20 protein-coding genes and 1 tRNA gene are annotated in these 19,593 nt (G+C 63.8%); 15 read left to right on the plus strand and 6 right to left on the minus strand.

The genetic code is table 11. From position 1 onward, the window contains the following. Nucleotides 1-41: 41 nt before the first annotated feature. The 8 genes from BBF93_RS14160 to BBF93_RS14195 all read left to right on the plus strand — a co-directional run bounded on the left by BBF93_RS14160 (nt 42) and on the right by BBF93_RS14195 (nt 7,004). On the plus strand, nt 42-452 hold the full coding sequence (locus BBF93_RS14160) for a hypothetical protein (RefSeq protein ID WP_233349141.1): 411 nt from the start codon (nt 42-44) through the stop codon (nt 450-452). Between the two features lie 96 nt (nt 453-548). Continuing rightward, complete coding sequence (locus BBF93_RS14165) at nt 549-1,952, plus strand: amidohydrolase (protein ID WP_051612513.1); 1,404 nt, start codon at nt 549-551, stop codon at nt 1,950-1,952. Beyond that, nucleotides 1,949-3,220, plus strand: coding sequence for an amidohydrolase family protein (locus BBF93_RS14170; RefSeq protein ID WP_114106353.1), 1,272 nt, complete (start codon nt 1,949-1,951; stop codon nt 3,218-3,220). The genes BBF93_RS14165 and BBF93_RS14170 overlap by 4 nt, the downstream gene beginning before the upstream one ends. Before the next feature lie 165 nt (nt 3,221-3,385). Further along, the gene (locus BBF93_RS14175; RefSeq protein WP_035598125.1) at nt 3,386-4,093 is read left to right on the plus strand and encodes a hypothetical protein; all 708 of its coding nucleotides are present in this window, start codon (nt 3,386-3,388) and stop codon (nt 4,091-4,093) included. Between the two features lie 49 nt (nt 4,094-4,142). Further along, complete coding sequence (locus tag BBF93_RS14180) at nt 4,143-4,559, plus strand: DUF1489 family protein (RefSeq protein ID WP_114106354.1); 417 nt, start codon at nt 4,143-4,145, stop codon at nt 4,557-4,559. Nucleotides 4,560-4,667: 108 nt separating this feature from the next. Beyond that, complete coding sequence (locus BBF93_RS14185) at nt 4,668-5,792, plus strand: hypothetical protein (protein WP_157532772.1); 1,125 nt, start codon at nt 4,668-4,670, stop codon at nt 5,790-5,792. 73 nt (nt 5,793-5,865) lie between these two features. Next, nucleotides 5,866-6,102 carry a hypothetical protein gene (locus BBF93_RS14190; protein ID WP_035598134.1) on the plus strand — a complete coding sequence of 79 codons (237 nt, stop codon included), beginning with the start codon at nt 5,866-5,868 and terminating at the stop codon, nt 6,100-6,102. 77 nt (nt 6,103-6,179) lie between these two features. Next, a complete protein-coding gene (locus tag BBF93_RS14195) occupies nt 6,180-7,004 on the plus strand; it encodes a sulfite exporter TauE/SafE family protein (RefSeq protein WP_035598137.1) in 825 nt (274 codons plus the stop codon). Here BBF93_RS14195 and BBF93_RS14200 read toward each other — a convergent pair. Beyond that, entirely contained in the window at nt 7,001-8,455 is a 1,455-nt protein-coding gene (locus BBF93_RS14200; protein ID WP_114106355.1) for a TrkH family potassium uptake protein, read from the minus strand. The two genes, BBF93_RS14195 and BBF93_RS14200, sit on opposite strands and share 4 nt — an antisense overlap. A 148-nt stretch (nt 8,456-8,603) precedes the next feature. On the opposite strand from BBF93_RS14200, the gene BBF93_RS14205 reads away from it, so the two are divergent. The 4 genes from BBF93_RS14205 to BBF93_RS14220 all read left to right on the plus strand — a co-directional run bounded on the left by BBF93_RS14205 (nt 8,604) and on the right by BBF93_RS14220 (nt 11,173). Further along, nucleotides 8,604-9,659 (plus strand): Glu/Leu/Phe/Val dehydrogenase, encoded by a 1,056-nt coding sequence (locus BBF93_RS14205; RefSeq protein WP_114106356.1) that lies wholly within the window; start codon nt 8,604-8,606, stop codon nt 9,657-9,659. A gap of 87 nt (nt 9,660-9,746) precedes the next feature. Further along, complete coding sequence (locus BBF93_RS14210; protein ID WP_162786578.1) at nt 9,747-10,577, plus strand: universal stress protein; 831 nt, start codon at nt 9,747-9,749, stop codon at nt 10,575-10,577. Between the two features lie 27 nt (nt 10,578-10,604). Further along, a complete protein-coding gene (locus BBF93_RS14215; RefSeq protein ID WP_035598144.1) occupies nt 10,605-10,970 on the plus strand; it encodes a hypothetical protein in 366 nt (121 codons plus the stop codon). A 126-nt stretch (nt 10,971-11,096) separates the two neighbouring features. Next, nucleotides 11,097-11,173 (plus strand) — tRNA-Pro (locus BBF93_RS14220). A gap of 41 nt (nt 11,174-11,214) precedes the next feature. On the opposite strand, the gene BBF93_RS14225 is transcribed toward BBF93_RS14220, so the two are convergent. From BBF93_RS14225 to recA, 4 genes are all read right to left on the minus strand, one after another. Next, on the minus strand, nt 11,215-12,102 hold the full coding sequence (locus BBF93_RS14225; protein WP_114106358.1) for an NAD(P)/FAD-dependent oxidoreductase: 888 nt from the start codon (nt 12,100-12,102) through the stop codon (nt 11,215-11,217). Nucleotides 12,103-12,106: 4 nt separating this feature from the next. Next, nucleotides 12,107-12,550, minus strand: a complete 444-nt coding sequence (locus BBF93_RS14230; RefSeq protein ID WP_035598150.1) for an Rrf2 family transcriptional regulator — start codon at nt 12,548-12,550, stop codon at nt 12,107-12,109. Nucleotides 12,551-12,665: 115 nt separating this feature from the next. After that, nucleotides 12,666-15,311, minus strand: a complete 2,646-nt coding sequence (gene alaS, locus BBF93_RS14235; RefSeq protein ID WP_114106359.1) for an alanine--tRNA ligase — start codon at nt 15,309-15,311, stop codon at nt 12,666-12,668. A 178-nt stretch (nt 15,312-15,489) separates the two neighbouring features. Next, nucleotides 15,490-16,581, minus strand: coding sequence for a recombinase RecA (recA, locus tag BBF93_RS14240; protein WP_035598156.1), 1,092 nt, complete (start codon nt 16,579-16,581; stop codon nt 15,490-15,492). Nucleotides 16,582-16,736: 155 nt separating this feature from the next. On the opposite strand from recA, the gene BBF93_RS14245 reads away from it, so the two are divergent. Genes BBF93_RS14245 through BBF93_RS14255 form a run of 3 tightly spaced genes read left to right on the plus strand, consistent with a single transcriptional unit; the run spans nt 16,737 to nt 18,725 of the window. Beyond that, entirely contained in the window at nt 16,737-16,946 is a 210-nt protein-coding gene (locus tag BBF93_RS14245) for a DUF2093 domain-containing protein (protein WP_035598164.1), read from the plus strand. Next, nucleotides 16,946-17,881, plus strand: a complete 936-nt coding sequence (locus BBF93_RS14250; protein WP_051612516.1) for a M23 family metallopeptidase — start codon at nt 16,946-16,948, stop codon at nt 17,879-17,881. Before BBF93_RS14245 ends, BBF93_RS14250 begins: the two co-directional genes overlap by 1 nt. 4 nt (nt 17,882-17,885) lie before the next feature. Then, nucleotides 17,886-18,725, plus strand: a complete 840-nt coding sequence (locus BBF93_RS14255; protein WP_233349142.1) for a hypothetical protein — start codon at nt 17,886-17,888, stop codon at nt 18,723-18,725. On the opposite strand, the gene BBF93_RS14260 is transcribed toward BBF93_RS14255, so the two are convergent. Further along, on the minus strand, nt 18,713-19,495 hold the full coding sequence (locus BBF93_RS14260; RefSeq protein WP_114106360.1) for a hypothetical protein: 783 nt from the start codon (nt 19,493-19,495) through the stop codon (nt 18,713-18,715). The genes BBF93_RS14255 and BBF93_RS14260 overlap by 13 nt on opposite strands. Between the last annotated feature and the right edge of the window lie 98 nt (nt 19,496-19,593).

Consider the following 19,593-nt stretch of genomic DNA (forward strand, 5'->3'; position numbering starts at 1 on the left):
TATGTGGATTTTTTTGAAAGTGTAGCAATGGGGTCACGCCCTTGCCAGAGTTTCGACACATCTCGCGCGTTACTCTGGTAAGTATCAACAGCAAACCCATATTGATCGCCATGTCGCACGAAAACACCACCCTGATGAACGAACCGGTCTACGCGCCGCCCAAACCTATTCACGTCCTGCGTAACGGCGTGAATGTCGTTGCTCGCCAGACACTGGCGGTGACGGGGCTCGGCATGATCGTGCTGGCCATCCCGGTGGGCATCGCGACCCCCTTCCTCCCGATCGGTCTGCCGATGGCAATCGTCGGCGCCGTGCTGCTCGGCCGCAATGCGGTCTGGGGCCGCCGCTGGATGGAAAGCGTCATGGCCCGTCATCCGCAGGTCGAGCGATTCGCGCCGGGCTGGCTGATGCGCAGCGTTTTCGGCCGCGAAAAACGGATCATCTCCAAATAAATCCCTCCGGGGGTCAAACCTGCCCTCGGCCCCTTGCAAGCTGCAGCAAACTTTGCCCTGATACCGGGCAAGGATTAGCTGACTTACGGGGCAATAATGAAGAAGCTGCTTTTGAGCGCGGGCCTGGGCGTATGCTTGGCCCTTGGCGCCTGCGGAGGCTCGGGCGATGGGAAAAAGAAGGATGACGTTCCGCGCGTCTTCGATCCCTTCCCGTCCACCTACGCCGCCTACCCTTCGGCCCCCACACTGATCACCAATGCCACTGTGCTGGATGGCAAGGGCGGGCTGATCGAGGGCGGCAGCGTTCTGATCGAGGGCGGCAAGATCATGGCCGTCGGCACAGACCTGACCGCGCCCGAAGGCGCCGTTACGGTCAACGCGGCAGGCAAATGGGTCACCCCCGGCATCATCGACAATCACAGCCATCTGGGCGCCTACCCCTCTCCGGGCGTGGACGCGCATGGCGATGGCAATGAGGTTTCCGGCCCGGTCACGGCGGAAGTCTGGGTGGAACATTCGGTCTGGCCGCAGGATCCCGGCTTCACCCGCGCGCTGGCCGGGGGCATCACGTCCCTGCAGATCCTGCCGGGCAGCGCAAACCTCTTCGGCGGGCGCGGCGTGGTGCTGAAAAACGTTCCTGCACGGAGCGTTCAGGAGATGAAGTTCCCCGGCGCCCCGCACACGCTGAAGATGGCCTGCGGCGAAAACCCCAAGCGCGTCTATGGCTATGGCCGCGGCGCGTTCCCTGGCGGCGCACCCTATTCGCGCATGGGCAATGTCGCCGGCTACCGCACTGCCTGGATCGAGGCCACCGACTACAAGAAGAAATGGGACAAGTTCCTGGACGGGGAAGGCGAACAGCCTGCCCGTAATCTGGAACTGGAAACCCTGGCCGGCGCCCTGAATGGCGACATTCTCGTCCACATGCACTGCTACCGCGCCGACGAAATGGCCGTGATCCTCGATCTCTCCAAGGAGTTTGGCTACAAGGTCGCCTCCTTCCACCATGCCGTCGAAGCCTACAAGATCGCCGACAAGCTGGCCGAATACGGCACCTGCTCATCGATGTGGGCAGACTGGTGGGGCTTCAAGATGGAAGCCTATGACGGCATCCGCGAGAACATCCCGATGGTCCACAATGCGGGCGCCTGCGCCATCGTGCATTCCGACAGCGATATCGGCATCCAGCGCCTCAACCAGGAAGCCGCCAAGGCCTGGTCGGATGGCAAACGGGCCGGGATCGACATTCCCATCGAGGTGGCCTGGCAATGGCTCTCGCTCAACCCGGCCAAATCCCTGGGCATCGAAGACAAGACCGGCAGTCTCGAGCCCGGCAAGATGGCCGACGTGGTTGTCTGGTCGGCCAACCCCTTCAGCGTCTACGCCCAGGCCGAGCAGGTCTATATCGACGGCGCCCTGATGTATGACCGTAACGACCCGGCCATTCAGCCGGTGATGGACTTTGAACTTGGCCAGCCCGGCGAAGGAGACAAGAAATGATCCGTTCCCTGATCTCCTCCCTCGCCGTTGGCCTTGCCGCCTTCTCCGCGGCCCCCGCGGCTGCCGCTGAGCCTGTCGCCATCCTCGGCGAAAAGGTGTGGACGGGCACCGCGCAGGGCACGCTCACCAATGGCGTCGTCGTGATCGATAATGGCAGGATCGTCTCGGTCGGCACCGGAGCGGCCCCTGCCGGCATGCCGCAGGTGAAGGCAGAATGGGTCACCCCCGGCCTCATCTCCGCTTTCTCGCGCACCGGCATAGCCGAAGTGCCCGGCGAGAAGTCTGCCAATGACACCGGCGCGGGCGGCTCGCCCTTCTCTGCCGCGCTGAACGCCGCCGATGGGTTCAACCCCGACGCCACCCCGATCGCCGTCACCCGGCTTGAAGGCTTCACGCGCATTGCCGTGGCGCCGGATGCGCGCGCCAAACTCTTCGCCGGTCAGGGCTTCCTGGCTGATACCAGCGGCCTGCCCGGCTCGGTCTTCAAGGACCGCGCCTTTGCCTTCATCGTGCTGGGCGAGCGTGGCGCCTCGCTCTCGGGCGGCTCGCGGCCTGCGGCCTGGGCGGCGCTGCGCGGCGCGTTTGACGATGTGCGCTTCTTCACTGCGCGCTACATGACGCATAATGATGGCAACGTGCTGACACGCATGGACGCGCAGGCTTTCATGCCGGCGGTGAAAGGCGATCAGCTGATCCTGATCGAGGCCCGCCGGACGAGCGACCTGGAAGCCATCATGGACTTCAAGCAGGAAAATCCGATGCTGAAGATCGCCATTGTCGGCGCCGATGAAGGCTGGCGGGTGGCAGACCGGCTGGCCGCAATGAAGATCCCGGTGATCGTGGATGCCTTCTCGAACCTGCCGGCGAGCTTTTCCCAGCTTGCCGCCACCAGTGAGAACGCCGGGCGTCTGGCCAAGGCCGGGGTTCCGGTCGCCATCGTGAACCTGGATGACAGCAGCCATCAGGCGCGCCTTGCTACGCAGATCGCGGGCAACGCCGTGGCCAATGGCCTGCCCTTCGACACCGCGATGAAAGCGCTGACCACGGTGCCGGCGGAAATCTTCGGCATGAGCGGCCTCGGCGTCCTCGCCCCCGGCGCCCGCGCCGATGTGGTGGCCTGGGACGGCGACCCGCTGGAGATCACCTCGGCGCCAACGGCTGTGTTTATCGACGGCGTCAGCGAACCGATGGAATCCCGCCAGACCAAGCTGCGTGACCGGTATCTCAGCCTCGACCACACGGATCGCCCGCTGGCCTACAAACATTAAAACTCGGGCGTTGTTGCCTTCTGTTCAACTCCCGTAAATGTTCGGCGGGCAAGGTTGGCGCTTCCAGACGCTGATCATTGACGCAATCGCGCAGCAGGGTTTTCCTGCCGTGATGTTGCCGCAATCAGCCGGGATGAGTTGGCGCCGAATGCGACGGGTGGACGGATGATCCTGCAGGTAATCCTTGCGTCTCTGACGATGACAACGGGCACAGGCCCGATGCACGCCGCCCTGGCCGCCACCGAAGCGCCGGAAACCTTCCGCGCGGCGTTTACGGTGGAGCTGCGCTCGCAGGCTGCCCGGCATGTCTATACCTTTGACCCCCGACTGCCGAAGGCAGAGCGCTGGCAGCTTGTTTCCCGCCAGGGGCAGGATCAGGAGCTGGATGCTGTCGCCGCCAATTGGGCGAGCGAACCGGCCCCTGATGGCCGTCTCTTTCCGGACGATCTGCGGGCGTGTCTCGGCCAGACGGTGCAGGTGGAAACCACCGGCCATGCCTGGCGCGTCGGCTTCCGCCACCACCCCAACTATAATGACAACGAGTTTGACCGGTGGGCCGCCGAACGGCTGCAGGCCATCGCCCTGCTCGATCCGGTCGGCGAGCGTTTCCTGCAGATCGACTATACGCTGCCCAAGGCCGTCAACGGCCCGTCGGGCGGCAAGCTGACAAGATACAACCAATCCTACATCCTCAGCACCGAGCCGCGCTGGGGTTTCTCCTATGTTTCCGGTTTCAGCATCGACCTGGAAGCGCGCGCCGCCTTCAAGCGCATCACCCGCCGCTATGAAGCCAACGTCACCGACGTGCAGTTCTTCTTCGCCAGCCCGGAAGCCGAGCAGACCTATCTGGCGACCACCGGCGCCGGGCTCTGACAGCACACACCACATTGCGCTCGTCCCGCCGCGCCCTACGATAGGGCACATGACGATTCACATGGTGAAACTCTGTGTCGGTGCCGATGACATCGACGACCTGGCCGATTGGCAGGCAAGGCTGCTGAAGAAGCTGCCCGCCCCGGTTCACCACACCCGCATGTATCCCAAGCGCGCCGAAGAGATGCTGAAGGGCGGATCGATCTATTGGGTGATCAAGCGCGCCATCCGCGTGCGCCAGCGCATCATCGATATTCGCACGATCAAGGATGAGGAAGGCAAGGACATGTGCGAACTTGTCTTCGATCCTGAACTCGTGCGCACATATGCCCAGCCCAAGCGGCCCTTCCAGGGCTGGCGTTATCTGAAACCGGAAGAGGCCCCGCGTGATCTGAAGTCTGGCGCCGAGGCGGTGGACCTGCCCGCCGATCTCGACGCGGCCCTCAAGAATGCAGGTGTCTGGTAGGCTTCTGCCTGTCCCGAAACTGTCCGGATTTGTCCGAAAATGTCCGGCGCTGACCCGTTTTGCTGTTCTTCTGCGCATATTCTGATGTGGAAGAAGGGGACGTTCGCCATGAAATTCTGGACTGCTCTGGCGCTCGCCGCCGCCCTTGCGCCGATGCTGGGGGCCTGCGCGACGCCGCGCACCACCGCGCCGGTTTCGCAGGATATGCTCGCCTATTCCAACGAGATCGCCACCGCCCAGCAGCGCCAGCTGCTGCTCAACATCGTCAAGCTGCGCTACAATGATCCGGTCAGCTTCGTTGAAGTGCAGACGCTGACCACCGAAGATTTCTCCGGCCGGTCCGGCGGGATTGCCACGGCCCTAGGCCTCGATGACGGGCCCTTCAATGAGGTGCTCGCCGGCGACTTCGGGATGCAGCGCTCGCAGACCCCCACAGCGGTCTATAATGTGCTCAGAGGCGGGGCCTATGCGCAGCAGTTGCTGCAGCCGGTATCACCGGAGTCCATCTTCCTGCTCAGCCAGTCAGGCTGGAGCGTGGAGCGGCTGATGCTCTGCTGCGTCGCGCGCATCGGGGACGTGGACAATGCCCGCTCGGCGGCCGGGCCGACGCCGGAAATCCTGCCCGACAACTCCGCATTCCGGGAACTCGCCCGCCTCATGCGGCGGCTTCAGCTGTCCGGCGATCTGCTGGTGCAGGTGATGAATGATGACGAAGACAAGGCTGCCCGTGTCGTCGTCACCTGGCACACAGGCTCTGAAGATGGCGAAGCCCTCGCCCGGCTCTTCAAGGACCACAGCGCCGCCGCGGAATTCACCGTGGAGGACGGCCTCTACTCTGCTGAACTCGCCACCCGCTCCACCCGCAAGGGGGACTCTCCGCTTCGGGGCCGCAGCGTTCTGGGCATGATGGCGACCCTCTCCCATGCGGTGGACATTCCGCCAGAGCACAGCGATCTGGTCATTCCGCTGAACGGGCCTGCGCGCGCGCCCACGCCTTGCACGCCCGTTGGAGTTTGGACGCATGTGATTGGAGATTATTTTGGAGTTTCCTGGAGCCGCGAAATGCCTGCGACCGCGTCCGTCGCCGTGCCCTATCGCGGTGTCTGGTTCTATATTGACGACACCTGCAAATCCGCCAAATCGACCCTCGATCTGATCGGCCATCTCTACGCCCTGCAGGCCGGGCTCAGCGATACCGGCAAGCGCGACACGCTTCTGCTGATTGGCGGCTGAGGATTGAAAAAGCCGCCGGGCTGGTGAAGAGGAAAGGCGGGAAATCCTCTTCCGGCTTCAGAAAGGCCCTGCCATGCCCCAGTTCGACATGATCCTCCTTACCCCGCAACAGGCAGAAGGCGCCGAGATCCTGGAGCATACCGCCGGCAAGCCGGTGCGCGAAGGCGGCGGCGACGAGACCCATCGCTGCGGCGCCTGCAAGACCAAGCTGATGATCAATGTCGCCCATCGCGATGTCCACGGCGTTGTGATCCAGTGCGGCAAGTGCGGCCGCCTCAATACCGAAGCCCACCATCACCACCATCATTGACGCTGCCCGCGCCGCTTCAGCGGCCGGCGAGATAAGCTCAATCGACAGCCGGGGCGGCCCCGGCTAAGGGCTGGAAGATGATGGATTTTCTCAGCACCTACGGGACCATGCTGCTTGCCCTGGCGGCGGCGGGCCTATTTGCCGGCCTCGTCGCGGGCCTCTTCGGCATTGGTGGCGGCGTGGTGATTGTGCCCACGCTGTTCTTCCTCCTCTCCAATATGGGTTATGAGGAGACAGCCATGCATGTGGCCGTTTCCACATCGCTCGCCACCATCATCCTCACCTCGCTGCGCAGCGTGGCCGCCCATAACAAGCGCGGCGCGGTTGACTGGTATATCATCCGCAGCTGGTCTCCCTGGATCGTGCTGGGCGCGGTGATCGGCATGCTGCTGGCAGGGTATTTCTCCAAACAGGTGATGCTGGGCATCTTCGGCACGATCCTGATCCTCTTTGCCGCGCAGTTCTATTTCGGCCGGCCGAGCTGGAAGCTGGCGCCCGAGATGCCAAAGGGCATCGCCCGGGCCGTCATCGGCTCGGTCAACGGTGCGCTCTCATCCATCATGGGCATTGGTGGGGGCACGCTGGGCGTAACCCTGATGACGCTGTGCGCCATGCCGATGCACCGTGCCGTAGCCACCGCTGCCGGCTGGGGTGTCGCCATCGGCCTGCCCGGCGCCATCGCCGCGATCATTGTCGGCTGGGGACGGGACGGGCTGCCGCCGTTTTCGGCAGGCTTCGTCAACCTGCCTGCCTTTGCGCTGATCTCGGTGTTTACCGTGCTGATGGCGCCGGTGGGCGCGGCCCTCGCCCACAAGCTCAATGCAGACCGGCTGCGGCGCCTGTTCGGTATTCTGCTGGCGGTCGTCTCCGCCAGGATGCTGTGGCAGGCCGCCGGCCTCTAGCCGCGCCAGAAGCGGCCGGTCAGCACCACAAACACCGCCACAAATTCCAGCCGGCCGAGCAGCATGGCCGCCGAGCAGACCCATTTGGCGAAATCTGTGACGCCGGCAAAGTTGGACGAGGGCCCGACAATCGGCCCGAGCCCCGGCCCCACATTCGAGACCATCGTGGCAGAGGCCGAAATGGCGCTCAGCGCGTCCAGCCCCGTGAAGGACAGGAGCGCGGCCGCCACCATGAAGGTGGTGAGGTAGAGAAACATGAACACCATCACCGATTGCAGCGTCTCTTCATCCACCGGCTTGCCGGCATAGCGCACCGGCGTGCGCCGGTGGGGCTGCACCATACGCTGCGACCAGGCAACGAGCGCTTTGGCGGTAATCTCCAGCCGGAACATCTTCATGCCGCAGGAAGCAGACCCCGCGCAGCCGCCCATGAACGTGGCCAGCAGGAATACGATCACTGCGGGCTGCCCCCAGGTGTCGTAGGCGGTGGAGGCATAGCCTGTGCCGGTCATCACCGAGACAATGTTGAAGGTGGTTTCAGTGATCCCGTGAAAGATGTGATCGAAGACCGGAGGCTCCACCACCGCCTCGTGCCAGACGACGATGATGGCGCTGAAGGTCAGCAGCAATGCGAAATAGAGCCGGGGCTGGGGATCGCGCAGCATCGGCTTGATCCGGCCCTGCAGGACCAGCATCGTCAGCAGAGAAAAGGGCAATCCGGCGAGCGCCATGAAGAAGATGGCCGGCCCCATCGCCGGGCGCAGGGTCTCGTGGCCGAAGGAGGCGTCATAATTGGCAAAGCCCCCGGCGGAGACCGTCGACATGGCGTGCACAATGGCATCGAACCAGTTCATGCCGGCGAGGCTGTAGGAAAAGGCGCAAGCGCAGGAAATGATCAGATAGGTGAGGCCCATATAGGCCGCGATGTCGGTGATCCTTGGCAGGAACTTGCCGGTAATGTCAGAGCTCTCGATCTGGAAAAGCTGCATGCCGCCGACCCGCAGCTGGGGCAGGATGGCGACGGCGGTGACGACGATGCCGATGCCGCCGATCCATTGCAGGATCCCGCGCCACAGCAGCAGGCCACGCGGCATGTCATCCAGACCCGACAGCGCCGTCGCGCCTGTGGTGGTGAGGCCCGAGACAGCCTCGAAGATGGCGTCGGTGAAAGAAATACCGGACACCACAAACGGCACCGCGGCAACCGCGGGCACCAGCACCCAGACCGCCACCGTCAGCAGGAAGGTTTCCCGCTGGCCGATGCGCGTATCCCCACCCCGCGCCAGCACCCAGAGCAGAGCGCCCACCAGGCCCGACGCAAAGAACGAAAACCAGAAGACATGCGCGTCGTCATTCCGGTCTGCGAGATCGAGCAGCGCGCACGGGACCATCGCCCCGGCAAGGAGGACGGTCATGATGCCGAGAGCGAGGAGGACCGGGCGCAGCTGCATTCGGCGGGCACCTTACGCCTTATTCCCTGAAAAGGTGTCAATATGGGACGGGCCGCCCGCTGCGGGCTGGGCCCGCCAGTTGACCTAGCGGCGCCCTCCCGGCTAGAGCGCTGGCAACCCGTTTCAGTTGCAACCAATCCGGCCCGTCATGTTCGATCATCCCTCATTCGACGCCCATGAGGGCGTTCATGCTTTTCACGATGCCGAGAGCGGGCTGAAATGCATCATTGCCGTTCATTCCACCGCTCTGGGCCCCGCGGCCGGGGGCTGCCGGATGTGGAACTATGCCAGCGGCGACGCGATGCTGACCGACGCGCTGCGCCTCTCCCAGGGCATGAGCTTCAAGAATGCCATGGCGGACCTGCCGCTGGGCGGTGGCAAATCGGTAATCTGGGGCGACCCGCGCCAGGACAAGTCCGAAGCCCTGTTCCGCGCCTTCGGCCGGGCGGTCGAAAGCCTGAACGGATCGTACTATACGGCCGAAGATGTCGGCATCGACACCTCTGACATGGCGCTTGTGCGCAAGGAAACCCGCTATGTGGCCGGGCTGGACGAAGGCGCCGCTGCCAGCGGTGATCCCTCGCCGGTCACTGCCATGGGCGTCTATCTCGGCATCAAGGAGGTCGCCAAACGCCTTTACGGGTCCGATGACCTTTCAGACCGCATCATCGCGGTGCAGGGCGTTGGCTCGGTTGGCGGGCATGTCTGCGAGCATCTCGCCAGGGACGGCGCCAAGCTCGTCATTTCCGACATCGACGAAGAGGCCCTGAAGGCTGTTTCGGCGGTGACCGGGGCCACCATCGTGCCGCCTGACGATATCTATGATGTGGACGCCGACATCTTCTCCCCCTGCGCGCTGGGCGCCGTGATCAATGAGAAAACCCTCGGCCGCCTGCGCGTTAAAGGCGTGGCGGGCGCCGCCAACAATCAGCTGATCGTGCCGGAAATGGGCGAGTTCCTGCGCCGCCAGGGCATTCTTTACGCCCCGGATTACGTCATCAATGGCGGCGGCATCATCAATGTGGCGGCTGAAATCTCCGGCAATTATTCGCGCGAATGGGTCGACGGGAAGCTCAACCGCCTGATCGAAACGCTCGGGCAGGTGCTTGATGAAGCCCTCTCCACCGATCAGCCGGCAAACGCCGTGGCCGACCGGATTGCCCGCACGCGTATCGCCGAGGCGAAAACTGGCGCGCCTAAGTAGAGTTCCTTACTCAGGAACCATGCCTCTGCTGCTACGTTCATGTTATCATCTCTTGCAGGGAGATGCAGGCAGAGCAGGAGAGAACCCATGTCAGTCGTCGCAATGCTTCAGGGCACACCGGAAACGGATGTCGAGACCACCCAATCTGCCTTGGCCATGGCCAAAAAGATCGGCACCGGCCTGACGGGTCTGTGCGCTCTGCCCGACCCGCAGGCCGCCGTAATGCTCGTCACCACCCCGGAATCGACCGGCCTGACGGCGGCCGCGGCGACCAACATCATAGAGCTGCAGAAAGAAATGCTGGAAAAGGCCGAGGCCGCCTTCCGGCAAGGGGTAGGCTCTGCGCCCGGCATTGACTGCGTGTTCCTCCACCAGGTCGCCAATGCCGAAGCGGCGGCGGCGAGTGCGGCGACCCTGGCCGATGCCATTGTCTTTCCCCGCAGCGCCGCGCGCAGTGGCGAGCCGCTTTCCATCGCTTTTGACTATGTGATGATGGATGCGCGCCTGCCGCTGGTTCTGGCCGGCACGACCCCCTACACCCCCGGCCCGGTCATCATCGGCTGGGATGGATCGAACGGCGCAGCCCGCGCCCTGCGGTTCCATACACCCCTGCTCAAAGCCGCCGGCGAGGTGATCATCGCGCAGAACCGCAAGGATGCCGAACGTGACGGCGCCCGGCCGGGCATTGAACCCGGTTCCCTGGAAGACTGGCTGAAACGGAAAGGCATCAAGACCAGCGTTTCTCCAATCGAAGGCGAGGTTTCCGCCGCCCTGCTGGCGCTGGCCAAGGGCAGTGGCGCAACCATGATCGTGGCCGGCGCCTATGGCCATTCGCGCATTGGCGAGCGGCTGTTCGGCGGCACAAGCAAACGCCTGCTATCAGCCGACGAAGCCCCGGCGCTCGCCCTCGCCCGCTGATTTCCGTTTCACATTCAGGAGACTGCCATGTCGCTCAAGCGCATATCGCTGCAACTTGCCCTCAATCCCGGCGCCGAGGCGACGCCCGGCCAAGGCTATACGATCATCGCCCCGCTGACGGCGGAGGGACGCCTTGATGTGGACGCCTGGCGCGAAAACCGCAAAGACGCCCGCGTTTATCGCCTGCATCCCGACCCGGCCGAGCGCGCCGATGGCTGGCTGACCCATCGGGGCAATCGCTGGTTCTTCCGCTATGACGAGGAAGAAGAGGGCGAGGATGAACCGGTTCACCGGCTCGGCGACCATATTTTCCGCGAAGGCGAGTACATTACCGTCGAATTCCACGGCGAAACGCCCCTGACTTACAAGGTCATCGACATCGCGGACATCTAAATTCGTGCCAGCGGAGAGGTTCGCGCCGAATGCGCCCAATCTACCGCTTTTGCCCCTTGAAAAATCCCCGGCCCGGCGTAAACACGCGGGCTTCGGGCAGCCCAAGGGCCGCCCGGCGATGGACGGCGGAGTGTAGCTCAGCCTGGTAGAGCACTAGCTTCGGGAGCTAGGGGCCGGAGGTTCGAATCCTCTCACTCCGACCATCGATCCCTGCTGCGGGTCCCGGCCGCCGCTTCTCCCGCCTTCAGAAGACCAGAGACCTGTGAGCCATGATGCCCGTCAAGGCGCCATCGCCCACGGCAATCGATACCGAATGAGGAATGTGCGCGGCATCTCCGCAGGCAAACACGCCGGGCACGCTTGTTTCGTGCATCTCGTTCCGGCGGATCTGCGTGCCGCTTACCGTTGCCTCCAATTCGCAGCCGAGCTGCTGCGCAATCGGCGTGGCCGGGGCATTGCGCGGCGCGGTAAACAGGCCGGCAAAGCGCAGCCGCCGCCCGTCGGCCAGCCTGACATCGGCGCCTCCCTCGATGCCAAGAATGGGCACCTCTTCGATCCGTACACGGCGCGCCGCGAGTTTCGCGCGGGTTGCCTCGTCCAGCGCCATGGCCCCATTGACGAGCAGCGTCACCTCGTCCCACTCCGTCAGCAGCTCTGCCTGATGGAGCGACATCGGGCCGGTGGCAATCACGCCGATCGCTCCCTGGTCAAGTTCATAGCCATGGCAATAAGGGCAGTGGAACACATGCTGGCCCCAGCGCTCGGCCAGGCCGTTGATTTCCGGCAGGGTATCGCTGACGCCGGTGGCCAGGATCAGACGCGCGCCCTGATGACGTGCGCCATTCCAGCTGCGCACCGTGAAGCTGGCGTCCTCCTCGTTGCGCGCCGCTTCCAGCGCCAGATCATCCAGCCATTGCAGGGTGGGATACGCCTCAAGCTGGCTGCGCGCCTTGCTGGCGATGAGGGCGGGGTCTGCCCCGTCCTGCCCCAGGAAGCCGTGCGACGCTTCTGCCGCGCGGTTCCGCCTCTGGCCCGCATCAATGATCAGAACCTTGCGGCGCGCACGCAGCAGCTGGAGGGCAGCAGCCATACCGGCATAGCTGCCCCCGATGACGATCACGTCATGACCCATGGGTCTATCCCTTTCGGAGTTTGATTTCCTTGAAACGCTGCGTGAATTCCGCCGACAGATCAGCCAGCGTCACGGACGCAAACCGCTCCAGCAGCAGCGCCTCGGCCTGCGCAAAGGCCTCGTCCAGCACCGCATTGACCGACTGCTCGACCAGGCATTCGGGCGTCTCATGCCGGTTGCCGATGGCAAATACGGTGGGCTCGCCCAAGGCCTCATGAAGTTGGCGAAGCGTGACGCTCGCAAGGTCTGCCTCGATCCGCCAGCCGCCGGAATGTCCGCGTTCGGAGCTGACAAGGCCCGCCTCGCGCAGAAGGCCCATCGTGCGGCGCACTACGACCGGATTTGTCCGCATACAGGCAGCAAGCTCGTCCGATGTCATCGGGCGGTCCTGCTCGGCCATATGCAGCAGGGCATGGAGCACGGAAGAAAGGCGGCTATCTCTTTTCATGTAACTTCATTTATTACGTTATTGGCGTCGTTCAAGGGATAGCACATAAAAAAGAGCGGCAGGGAAATTACCCCCTGCCGCTCCTGGTCCTGGATCTGCCTTGCGGCGTGAAGGATCAGCCCTTCAGCGCAGCGCGAACTGCTTCAAGCGCGTCATTGGCCTTGTCGGCATCCGGGCCGCCGGCCTGCGCCATATCCGGACGTCCGCCACCGCCCTGGCCACCGATGGCGCCAGCGGCGGCCTTCACCAGTTCGACGGCAGAGAATCTGTCCGTCAGATCTTTTGTAACGCCGATCGCGACGCCGGCCTTGCCGCCATCGGTGCCGACAAACACCACGACACCCGAGCCGATTTTCGACTTGGCTTCATCCACCAGCGCGCGCAGCTCCTTGCCGCCAACGCCTTCTGCGACGCGGGCGATCAGATTCACGCCATTGATGACTTCCGGCCCGGTCGGCGCGCCGCCGCCCCCGCCCATCGCCAGCTTGCGCTTGGCCTCGCTGAGCTCCCGCTCGAGCGTGCGGCGCTCCTCGGTGAGGGCGGCCACACGGCGCGGAAGATCCTTGAGCGGAACTTTGAGGCTCTCGGCAATGTCCGCAGCAATCTGCGCGCGGCCCTTCAGATAGGCCAGCGCCTCGGCGCCGGTTGTCGCCTCGATCCGCCGGATACCGGCAGACACGCCGCTTTCGGAAATGATCGTGAAGACAGCAATATCGCCGGAGCGGGACACGTGCGTGCCCCCGCACAGCTCAACCGAATAGGGCCGGTTACCCTCACCGGGCTCGCCCATCGACAGCACACGGACTTCATCGCCATACTTCTCACCGAAAAGTGCCAGCGCGCCCGCCTCGATCGCCTTTTCCGGCGTCATCACCTTCATGCCCGTTTCGATATTGGCGCGGATCTGGGCGTTGACCTGATCCTCGATCGCCTCCAGCTGGGCCGGGGTGACGGGCGCGCCATGCGAGAAGTCAAACCGGAAACGGTCTGCCTCCACCAGCGAGCCTTTCTGCGTGACATGCTCGCCCAGCACGCGGCGCAGCGCGGCATGCATCAGGTGGGTGGCCGAATGGTTGGCCATGATGGCCTTGCGGCGCGCAGCATTGACCATCATCTGGGCCTTGGCGCCGGTTTTGACCGAGCCGGACACCAGCTCGCCGATATGCACATGCAGGTCGCCCGCACGTTTCTGAACGTCGCGCACGATGAAACGGGCGCCGCCCTCGAAGACGATTTCGCCATGGTCGCCCGCCTGCCCGCCGGATTCGGCATAGAAGGGCGTCGTGTCGAACACGAGTTCGGCAGGGCCTGCGGCGAGCGTCTCTGTCAGTGCGCCGCCGGTGGCGATGGCCACGAGCTTGCCCTCACCCGACGTGCCGGCATAGCCGGTAAACTTCGTGGCGCCCTTCTCGTCGCGTACGGAGAACCAGATTTCATCCGTTGCCTGATCGCCCGAGGAAAAGCCCCCAGCGCGGCTGGTCTCGCGCTGGGCGTCCAGCGCCGTTTCAAAGCCGGCGACATCGACCTCAAGACCGCGGCCACGCAGGATGTCCTGCGTCAGGTCGAGCGGGAAGCCGTAGGTATCCGACAGGCGGAAGGCCACATCGCCGGGCAATGCCGCGCCGGGCGCGAGTTCGGAAACCGCCTTGTCCAGCAGGCTGAGGCCGTTGCCCAGCGTGCGCTGGAAGCGGGCCTCTTCCTGCTCGATGGCCGCCTCAATGGCTACCTTGGCGCGGCCGAGTTCGGGATAGGCCTTGCCCATTTCGGCAATCAGCGCCGGCACCAGCTTGTGCATCAGCGGCTCGCGCGCGCCCAGCATGTGGCCGTGGCGCATGGCGCGGCGCATGATCCGGCGCAGCACATAGCCGCGGCCCTCATTCGACGGCAGCACGCCATCCGCCACGAGGAAGGCAGAGGTGCGCAGATGGTCGGCAATGACGCGGAAGGAGGCGGTCTTGTCGCCGGCGGCCGTCTGGCCATAGACCTCTTCTTCGGCCGCGATCAGCGCCTTGAAGAGATCGATGTCGTAATTGTTGTGAACGCCCTGCAGCACGGCGGCCACCCGCTCGAGCCCCATGCCGGTATCGATGGAGGGCTTGGGCAGGTTGGTGCGCGCGCCGCCTTCATGCTGCTCGAACTGCATGAAAACGAGGTTCCAGATCTCGATGAACCGGTCGCCATCCTGCTCGGCGCTGCCGGGGGGGCCGCCCCAGACCTTGTCGCCATGATCGAAAAAGATTTCCGAACAGGGACCGCAGGGGCCCGTATCGCCCATCGACCAGAAATTGTCGCTGGTGGCGATGCGGATGATCTTGGAATCGTCAAAGCCTGCCACTTTCTTCCAGATGGCAGCGGCCTCGTCATCTTCGGCATAGACGGTGACCAGCAGACGCTTGGCGTCAAGGCCGTATTCCTTTGTCACCAGCTCCCAGGCCAGCGCGATGGCGTCATCCTTGAAATAGTCGCCAAAGGAGAAGTTCCCCAGCATTTCAAAGAAGGTGTGGTGGCGGGCGGTGTAGCCGACATTGTCGAGGTCGTTATGCTTGCCGCCGGCGCGAACGCATTTCTGCGAGGTGGTCGCGCGGGGCGCGAACGGCTTCTCGGCGCCTGTGAAGATATTCTTGAAGGGCACCATGCCCGCATTCACGAACAGGAGCGTGGGATCATTCTGCGGCACCAGCGGCGCGGAGGGGCGCCGAGCATGCCCGTTTTTCTCGAAAAAGCCGAGGAAAGTTTCCCGGATATCATTGACGCCGTTCATGTGTCGTTTCTGGCCCTTACCGGTTCAACAAGAGGATATGCCGGAATCAGACAGGAAACCGGCACATGAGTACACCGGCGATATAAAGGCCCCTTTGCGGCCCGCCAAGCTCGGCGTACCGCAAAGGGGGGAATCTTCCGGTCAGGAGATCAGATAGAGGACCGGAAGCCTTGTCATGTCAGCCTTCGGCGGCTTCGTCCTCGTCGCCATCCTCAGCTGCCATGCCGGCCGAGAGAAGTTCCTCGGCCAGAAGCCCTGCATTCCGGCGGACGGCATCTTCGATCTCGTTGGCCATCGCCGGATTATCCTTGAGGAATTGCCGCGCCTTTTCACGGCCCTGGCCAATACGCTCCCCATTATAGGAGAACCAGGAGCCGGATTTTTCCACGACATTCGCCTTGACGCCGAGATCGATCAGCTCGCCCGTCTTGGAGATGCCTTCCCCATAAATGATATCAAACTCGACCTGGCGGAAAGGCGGCGCCACCTTGTTCTTGACGACTTTGACGCGCGTCTGGTTGCCGATGACTTCCTCGCGGTCCTTGATCTGGCCGATACGGCGGATGTCGAGGCGCACAGAAGCGTAGAATTTCAAGGCGTTACCGCCTGTCGTCGTTTCCGGGTTGCCGAACATGACGCCAATCTTCATCCGGATCTGGTTGATGAAGATGACCATGCATTTCGATTTGGAGATCGAGCCGGTCAGCTTGCGCAGCGCCTGGCTCATCAGACGGGCCTGCAGACCCGGCAGCTGGTCGCCCATCTCGCCTTCAATCTCGGCGCGCGGGGTCAGGGCCGCCACCGAGTCGATGACCAGAAGGTCCACCGCGCCCGAACGCACCAGCGTATCGGCAATCTCCAGCGCCTGCTCGCCCGTATCGGGCTGCGACACCAGCAGATCGTCCAGATCCACGCCGAGCTTGGAGGCGTAGACCGGATCCAGGGCGTGTTCCGCGTCGATGAAGGCGCAGACGCCGCCATTCTTCTGAGCTTCGGCCACACAATGCAGCGACAGCGTCGTTTTGCCCGAGCTTTCCGGCCCGAAAATCTCGATGATACGGCCTTTGGGCAGGCCGCCGATGCCAAGGGCGATATCCAGCCCGAGCGAGCCGGTCGAAACCGCCTCGATATCGAGAGCTTTCTTATCGCCCAGGCGCATGACCGAGCCCTTGCCAAAGGACCGCTCAATATTGCTGAGCGCAGTTTCAAGGGCCTTCTGCTTATCCACGCCGGATTCCTTGTCCACGAGAGTGAGAGCGGGTTTGGTCACGAGTCGTCTCCTTAGGTCTACCATGAGGGCCCGTTTGGCAAGGCCCCCGATTGCCATCTCAATCGCAGATGTACCATGTTTGTTCTCGTGAACAAAGCAGAAACTTGTGATCAGCCTGACTTTCCATACCCCCCTTTTTCAGGCAAGGTGACCTCATGCTTACACGACCCGGTTCCGATGGCGGCGAAGCCCGCGTGATCTTTGGAGACAACGACTTCGAGCAGCTATCTGCTGGAAGTTACGTCACATGCGCGGTCACTGGCCGCAAAATCCCGCTCGGCGCCCTGCGCTACTGGAGCGTCGATCTTCAGGAAGCATACTGGGACGCTGAAGCCGCTTCCCAGAGGCTGGCGCCCAAGCGTTGATGCGGGCCGCAGCCGGCTGCTTTTCCACACCACTAATTGCCGCGCTGCTGCTTGCAGGATGCTCGGTAGCGGCAACCCCGTCCGAACTGCCCGCCATGGCGCCCCCGGAAACGGAAGCGGCCATCCCGGCGGCAGACGCGGCCACCTGTTTTGGCATTCTGAGGCAGGGCGGCCTGATCATCTGCCCGGCTGAGACAGGTAGTCTCGTCGAGTTCGGCGAGATGCGCCTGAGCGTGGGCGAAACGGGAACCGCGCAATATGGCCTGCCCCGCACCCTGCCGGCGGAAATCGAAGTCCGCCGGGACGGGATCGCCACGCGCCTGCCCATCGCGCCGCGCGAGGATGAACTCCGCGTCGTGCCTGGCTTTGACTGCGACAAGATCGATGCGCGCACGCCGGCCCAGAAGGCGCATGCCGCCGATAGCTGGACCAAGAAACAGGCGGGCTTTGCCAGCCTCAATCCGGGCCGGGGCGCGCTGGACGGGTTCATCCTGCCGGCGGATGCCCCGCCCTCTTCCCCCTTCGGGCCCACGCGGAAATATGTCGGCGTATCAAAGAGCAGCGGCAAACCCTGCGAGTCGCTATCGGTGCATCAGGGGTTTGACCTTGCTGCGCCGGTTGGCACGCCCGTGGTCGCCCCGGCCGCCGGGATTGTGACGCTGGCAGACCCCGACCTTTATTATGAAGGCGGCACAATCTTCCTCGATCACGGCCACGGCCTGCTTTCGGTGTTCATGCACCTGTCGGAAGTCACGGTCGCCGCTGGCGACGAAGTGAGACGTGGCGACCTCATCGCGAAGACGGGAAACACCGGGCGCAGCACAGGCCCGCATCTTCACTGGGCGGTAAAATGGCGTAATCCGGATACGGAGAACCGGGGCGGGGACTATTATATCGACCCCGCGCTGCTGCTTGAACTGCCCGTAATCGACTGACGCCATGCCCGGCGCCGCCACCCACGCCCGCGAGCCGCAGAGCGAAATTGCCCTGCATGTCGCCGTCTGGATCCACCGCGCGATCGATGCGGCCCCCGCCGGACATATCCCGTTGCTGTTTCTCTCCGGCGCGCAAGGCTCGGGCAAGTCAACGGCATTGCGCCAGGCTGTTTCGATGCTGCCCGAGCCGGTAGCCGGGGCGAGCCTTGACGATTTTTACCTGACGAAAGCCGAGCGGGCAGGCCTTGCCCGCCGCGTCAGTCCGCTTTTTGCAACGCGCGGTCCTCCGGGCACGCATGATCTTGCGCTTCTGCGCGAAACCGTTGCCCTTCTGCGCGGCGCCACCGGCACTTCCGGCACATTGATCCCCGCCTTCGACAAGCTCGCCGACGACCGGTCCGCGCGCGAGACCTGGTACAGCTTCTCGGGGCGCCCGGCGGCCATTGTGATCGAAGGCTGGATGATGGGCGCGCTGCCCGAGGCGGGCGCCGCCGATGCCCCGCCCCTCAATGCGGTGGAGGAGGAAGATGCTTCCGGCGTGTGGCGCCGCTATCAGGGAGACGCCCTTGCCGGGGACTATGCTGCGCTATGGGACAGCGCCGATGGCTTCTGCCACATCCTCGCCCCTGGCTTTGACACGGTGCTGGGCTGGCGGCTGGAACAGGAAGAGGCCTTGTGGCGCGCGCGGGGCGAGGCGATGCCGCATGAGCGGCGCGCCTGGGCGGCCCGTTTCATCCAGCATTATGAGCGGATCACCCGCCGAATGCTTTCCGGCGGGCGCCGTCCGGGGGCGGATATTCTGATTGATGCCCAGCGGCGCGTGCGCCCGCCTCAGTCTTCATAGAGTTCTCGGGCAGCAAGGCTGGCTTCCGTTTCATACCGGCTGATCAGCGTTTCGCCCGCTTCCACCTGGCGCAGCCAATTGCGGTTGGCGCTGGGGGAAACGAAATAAAGACCAGAAAACTCGCCCGACAGCATGCCCTGAACAACGCTGAGAAACGGGGTTATGGTGATTGAAATCTCCTCAGCTTCGCCAGATTGCGGTAGGCTTGCCTGCGCCCGCCGGGCCAGCGCTTCGGCATCCTCATAGCGCACGAAAAGCGGTATACGGAATACCCCGCCGGCATCAATATTCACCGCCTCTCCGGAAGCAAACTGCACCAGAAACAGCGCCGGGGCCTCCGGGGTTGTGCCTGCCCGTTCGGCCTGGCGCTGGGATGTCAGCCAAATATGGTCGCCGCCGGAGAGGATCAGATCTGCTGCGCTGACAATCCTTGCTTCGGTCATGTCGGCAAGCCCCGCGCCCAGCATGTCGATATAGGCCGCGTCCATGTCGAGATAGGCGAAGGGGCGGGTAACCGTCACGCCGCCCCCCTCATTCTGGACCAGGCGCGGCTCGCCGGTGGCCGTATCCACGGGCACGATGGCCGAGAAAGACGCCATCGCGGCCTGTATCTCCACAACGATGGGGTTGATCTGCGGCGCTGCTTCTTCAGCCTGCACGGCGCCTGCGCCGAAGGGCAACAGAAGGCTCAGGATCAGCCATGAAAGAACGCGCGGAGGCGCCGCGCTCTCAGAGCGGCCAACCCTGCGGATAAGATCAGCATACATCATTCTCGCAATGCTCCCGTGATGAGGCTCAGCGCAGGCCAGACCTGCATCCGGAGTTGATCCGGCCGCACGCTGGCGTCAACACCCCTGAGCCGGGGGGG

This window comes from Hyphomonas sp. CACIAM 19H1 (assembly GCF_003325995.1).
GTDB lineage: Bacteria > Pseudomonadota > Alphaproteobacteria > Caulobacterales > Hyphomonadaceae > Hyphomonas > Hyphomonas polymorpha.

Bases quoted from the DNA above. Each gene is read 5' to 3' on its own strand.
- BBF93_RS14165 (WP_051612513.1), top strand. From the start codon at position 549: ATGAAGAAGCTGCTTTTGAGCGCGGGCCTGGGCGTATGCTTGGCCCTT.
- BBF93_RS14170 (WP_114106353.1), top strand. From the start codon at position 1,949: ATGATCCGTTCCCTGATCTCCTCCCTCGCCGTTGGCCTTGCCGCCTTC.
- BBF93_RS14175 (WP_035598125.1), top strand. From the start codon at position 3,386: ATGATCCTGCAGGTAATCCTTGCGTCTCTGACGATGACAACGGGCACA.
- BBF93_RS14180 (WP_114106354.1), top strand. From the start codon at position 4,143: ATGACGATTCACATGGTGAAACTCTGTGTCGGTGCCGATGACATCGAC.
- BBF93_RS14185 (WP_157532772.1), top strand. From the start codon at position 4,668: ATGAAATTCTGGACTGCTCTGGCGCTCGCCGCCGCCCTTGCGCCGATG.
- BBF93_RS14190 (WP_035598134.1), top strand. From the start codon at position 5,866: ATGCCCCAGTTCGACATGATCCTCCTTACCCCGCAACAGGCAGAAGGC.
- BBF93_RS14195 (WP_035598137.1), top strand. From the start codon at position 6,180: ATGATGGATTTTCTCAGCACCTACGGGACCATGCTGCTTGCCCTGGCG.
- BBF93_RS14200 (WP_114106355.1), bottom strand. From the start codon at position 8,455: ATGCAGCTGCGCCCGGTCCTCCTCGCTCTCGGCATCATGACCGTCCTC.
- BBF93_RS14205 (WP_114106356.1), top strand. From the start codon at position 8,604: ATGTTCGATCATCCCTCATTCGACGCCCATGAGGGCGTTCATGCTTTT.
- BBF93_RS14210 (WP_162786578.1), top strand. From the start codon at position 9,747: ATGTCAGTCGTCGCAATGCTTCAGGGCACACCGGAAACGGATGTCGAG.
- BBF93_RS14215 (WP_035598144.1), top strand. From the start codon at position 10,605: ATGTCGCTCAAGCGCATATCGCTGCAACTTGCCCTCAATCCCGGCGCC.
- BBF93_RS14225 (WP_114106358.1), bottom strand. From the start codon at position 12,102: ATGGGTCATGACGTGATCGTCATCGGGGGCAGCTATGCCGGTATGGCT.
- BBF93_RS14230 (WP_035598150.1), bottom strand. From the start codon at position 12,550: ATGAAAAGAGATAGCCGCCTTTCTTCCGTGCTCCATGCCCTGCTGCAT.
- alaS (WP_114106359.1), bottom strand. From the start codon at position 15,311: ATGAACGGCGTCAATGATATCCGGGAAACTTTCCTCGGCTTTTTCGAG.
- BBF93_RS14245 (WP_035598164.1), top strand. From the start codon at position 16,737: ATGCTTACACGACCCGGTTCCGATGGCGGCGAAGCCCGCGTGATCTTT.
- BBF93_RS14250 (WP_051612516.1), top strand. From the start codon at position 16,946: ATGCGGGCCGCAGCCGGCTGCTTTTCCACACCACTAATTGCCGCGCTG.
- BBF93_RS14255 (WP_233349142.1), top strand. From the start codon at position 17,886: ATGCCCGGCGCCGCCACCCACGCCCGCGAGCCGCAGAGCGAAATTGCC.
- BBF93_RS14260 (WP_114106360.1), bottom strand. From the start codon at position 19,495: ATGATGTATGCTGATCTTATCCGCAGGGTTGGCCGCTCTGAGAGCGCG.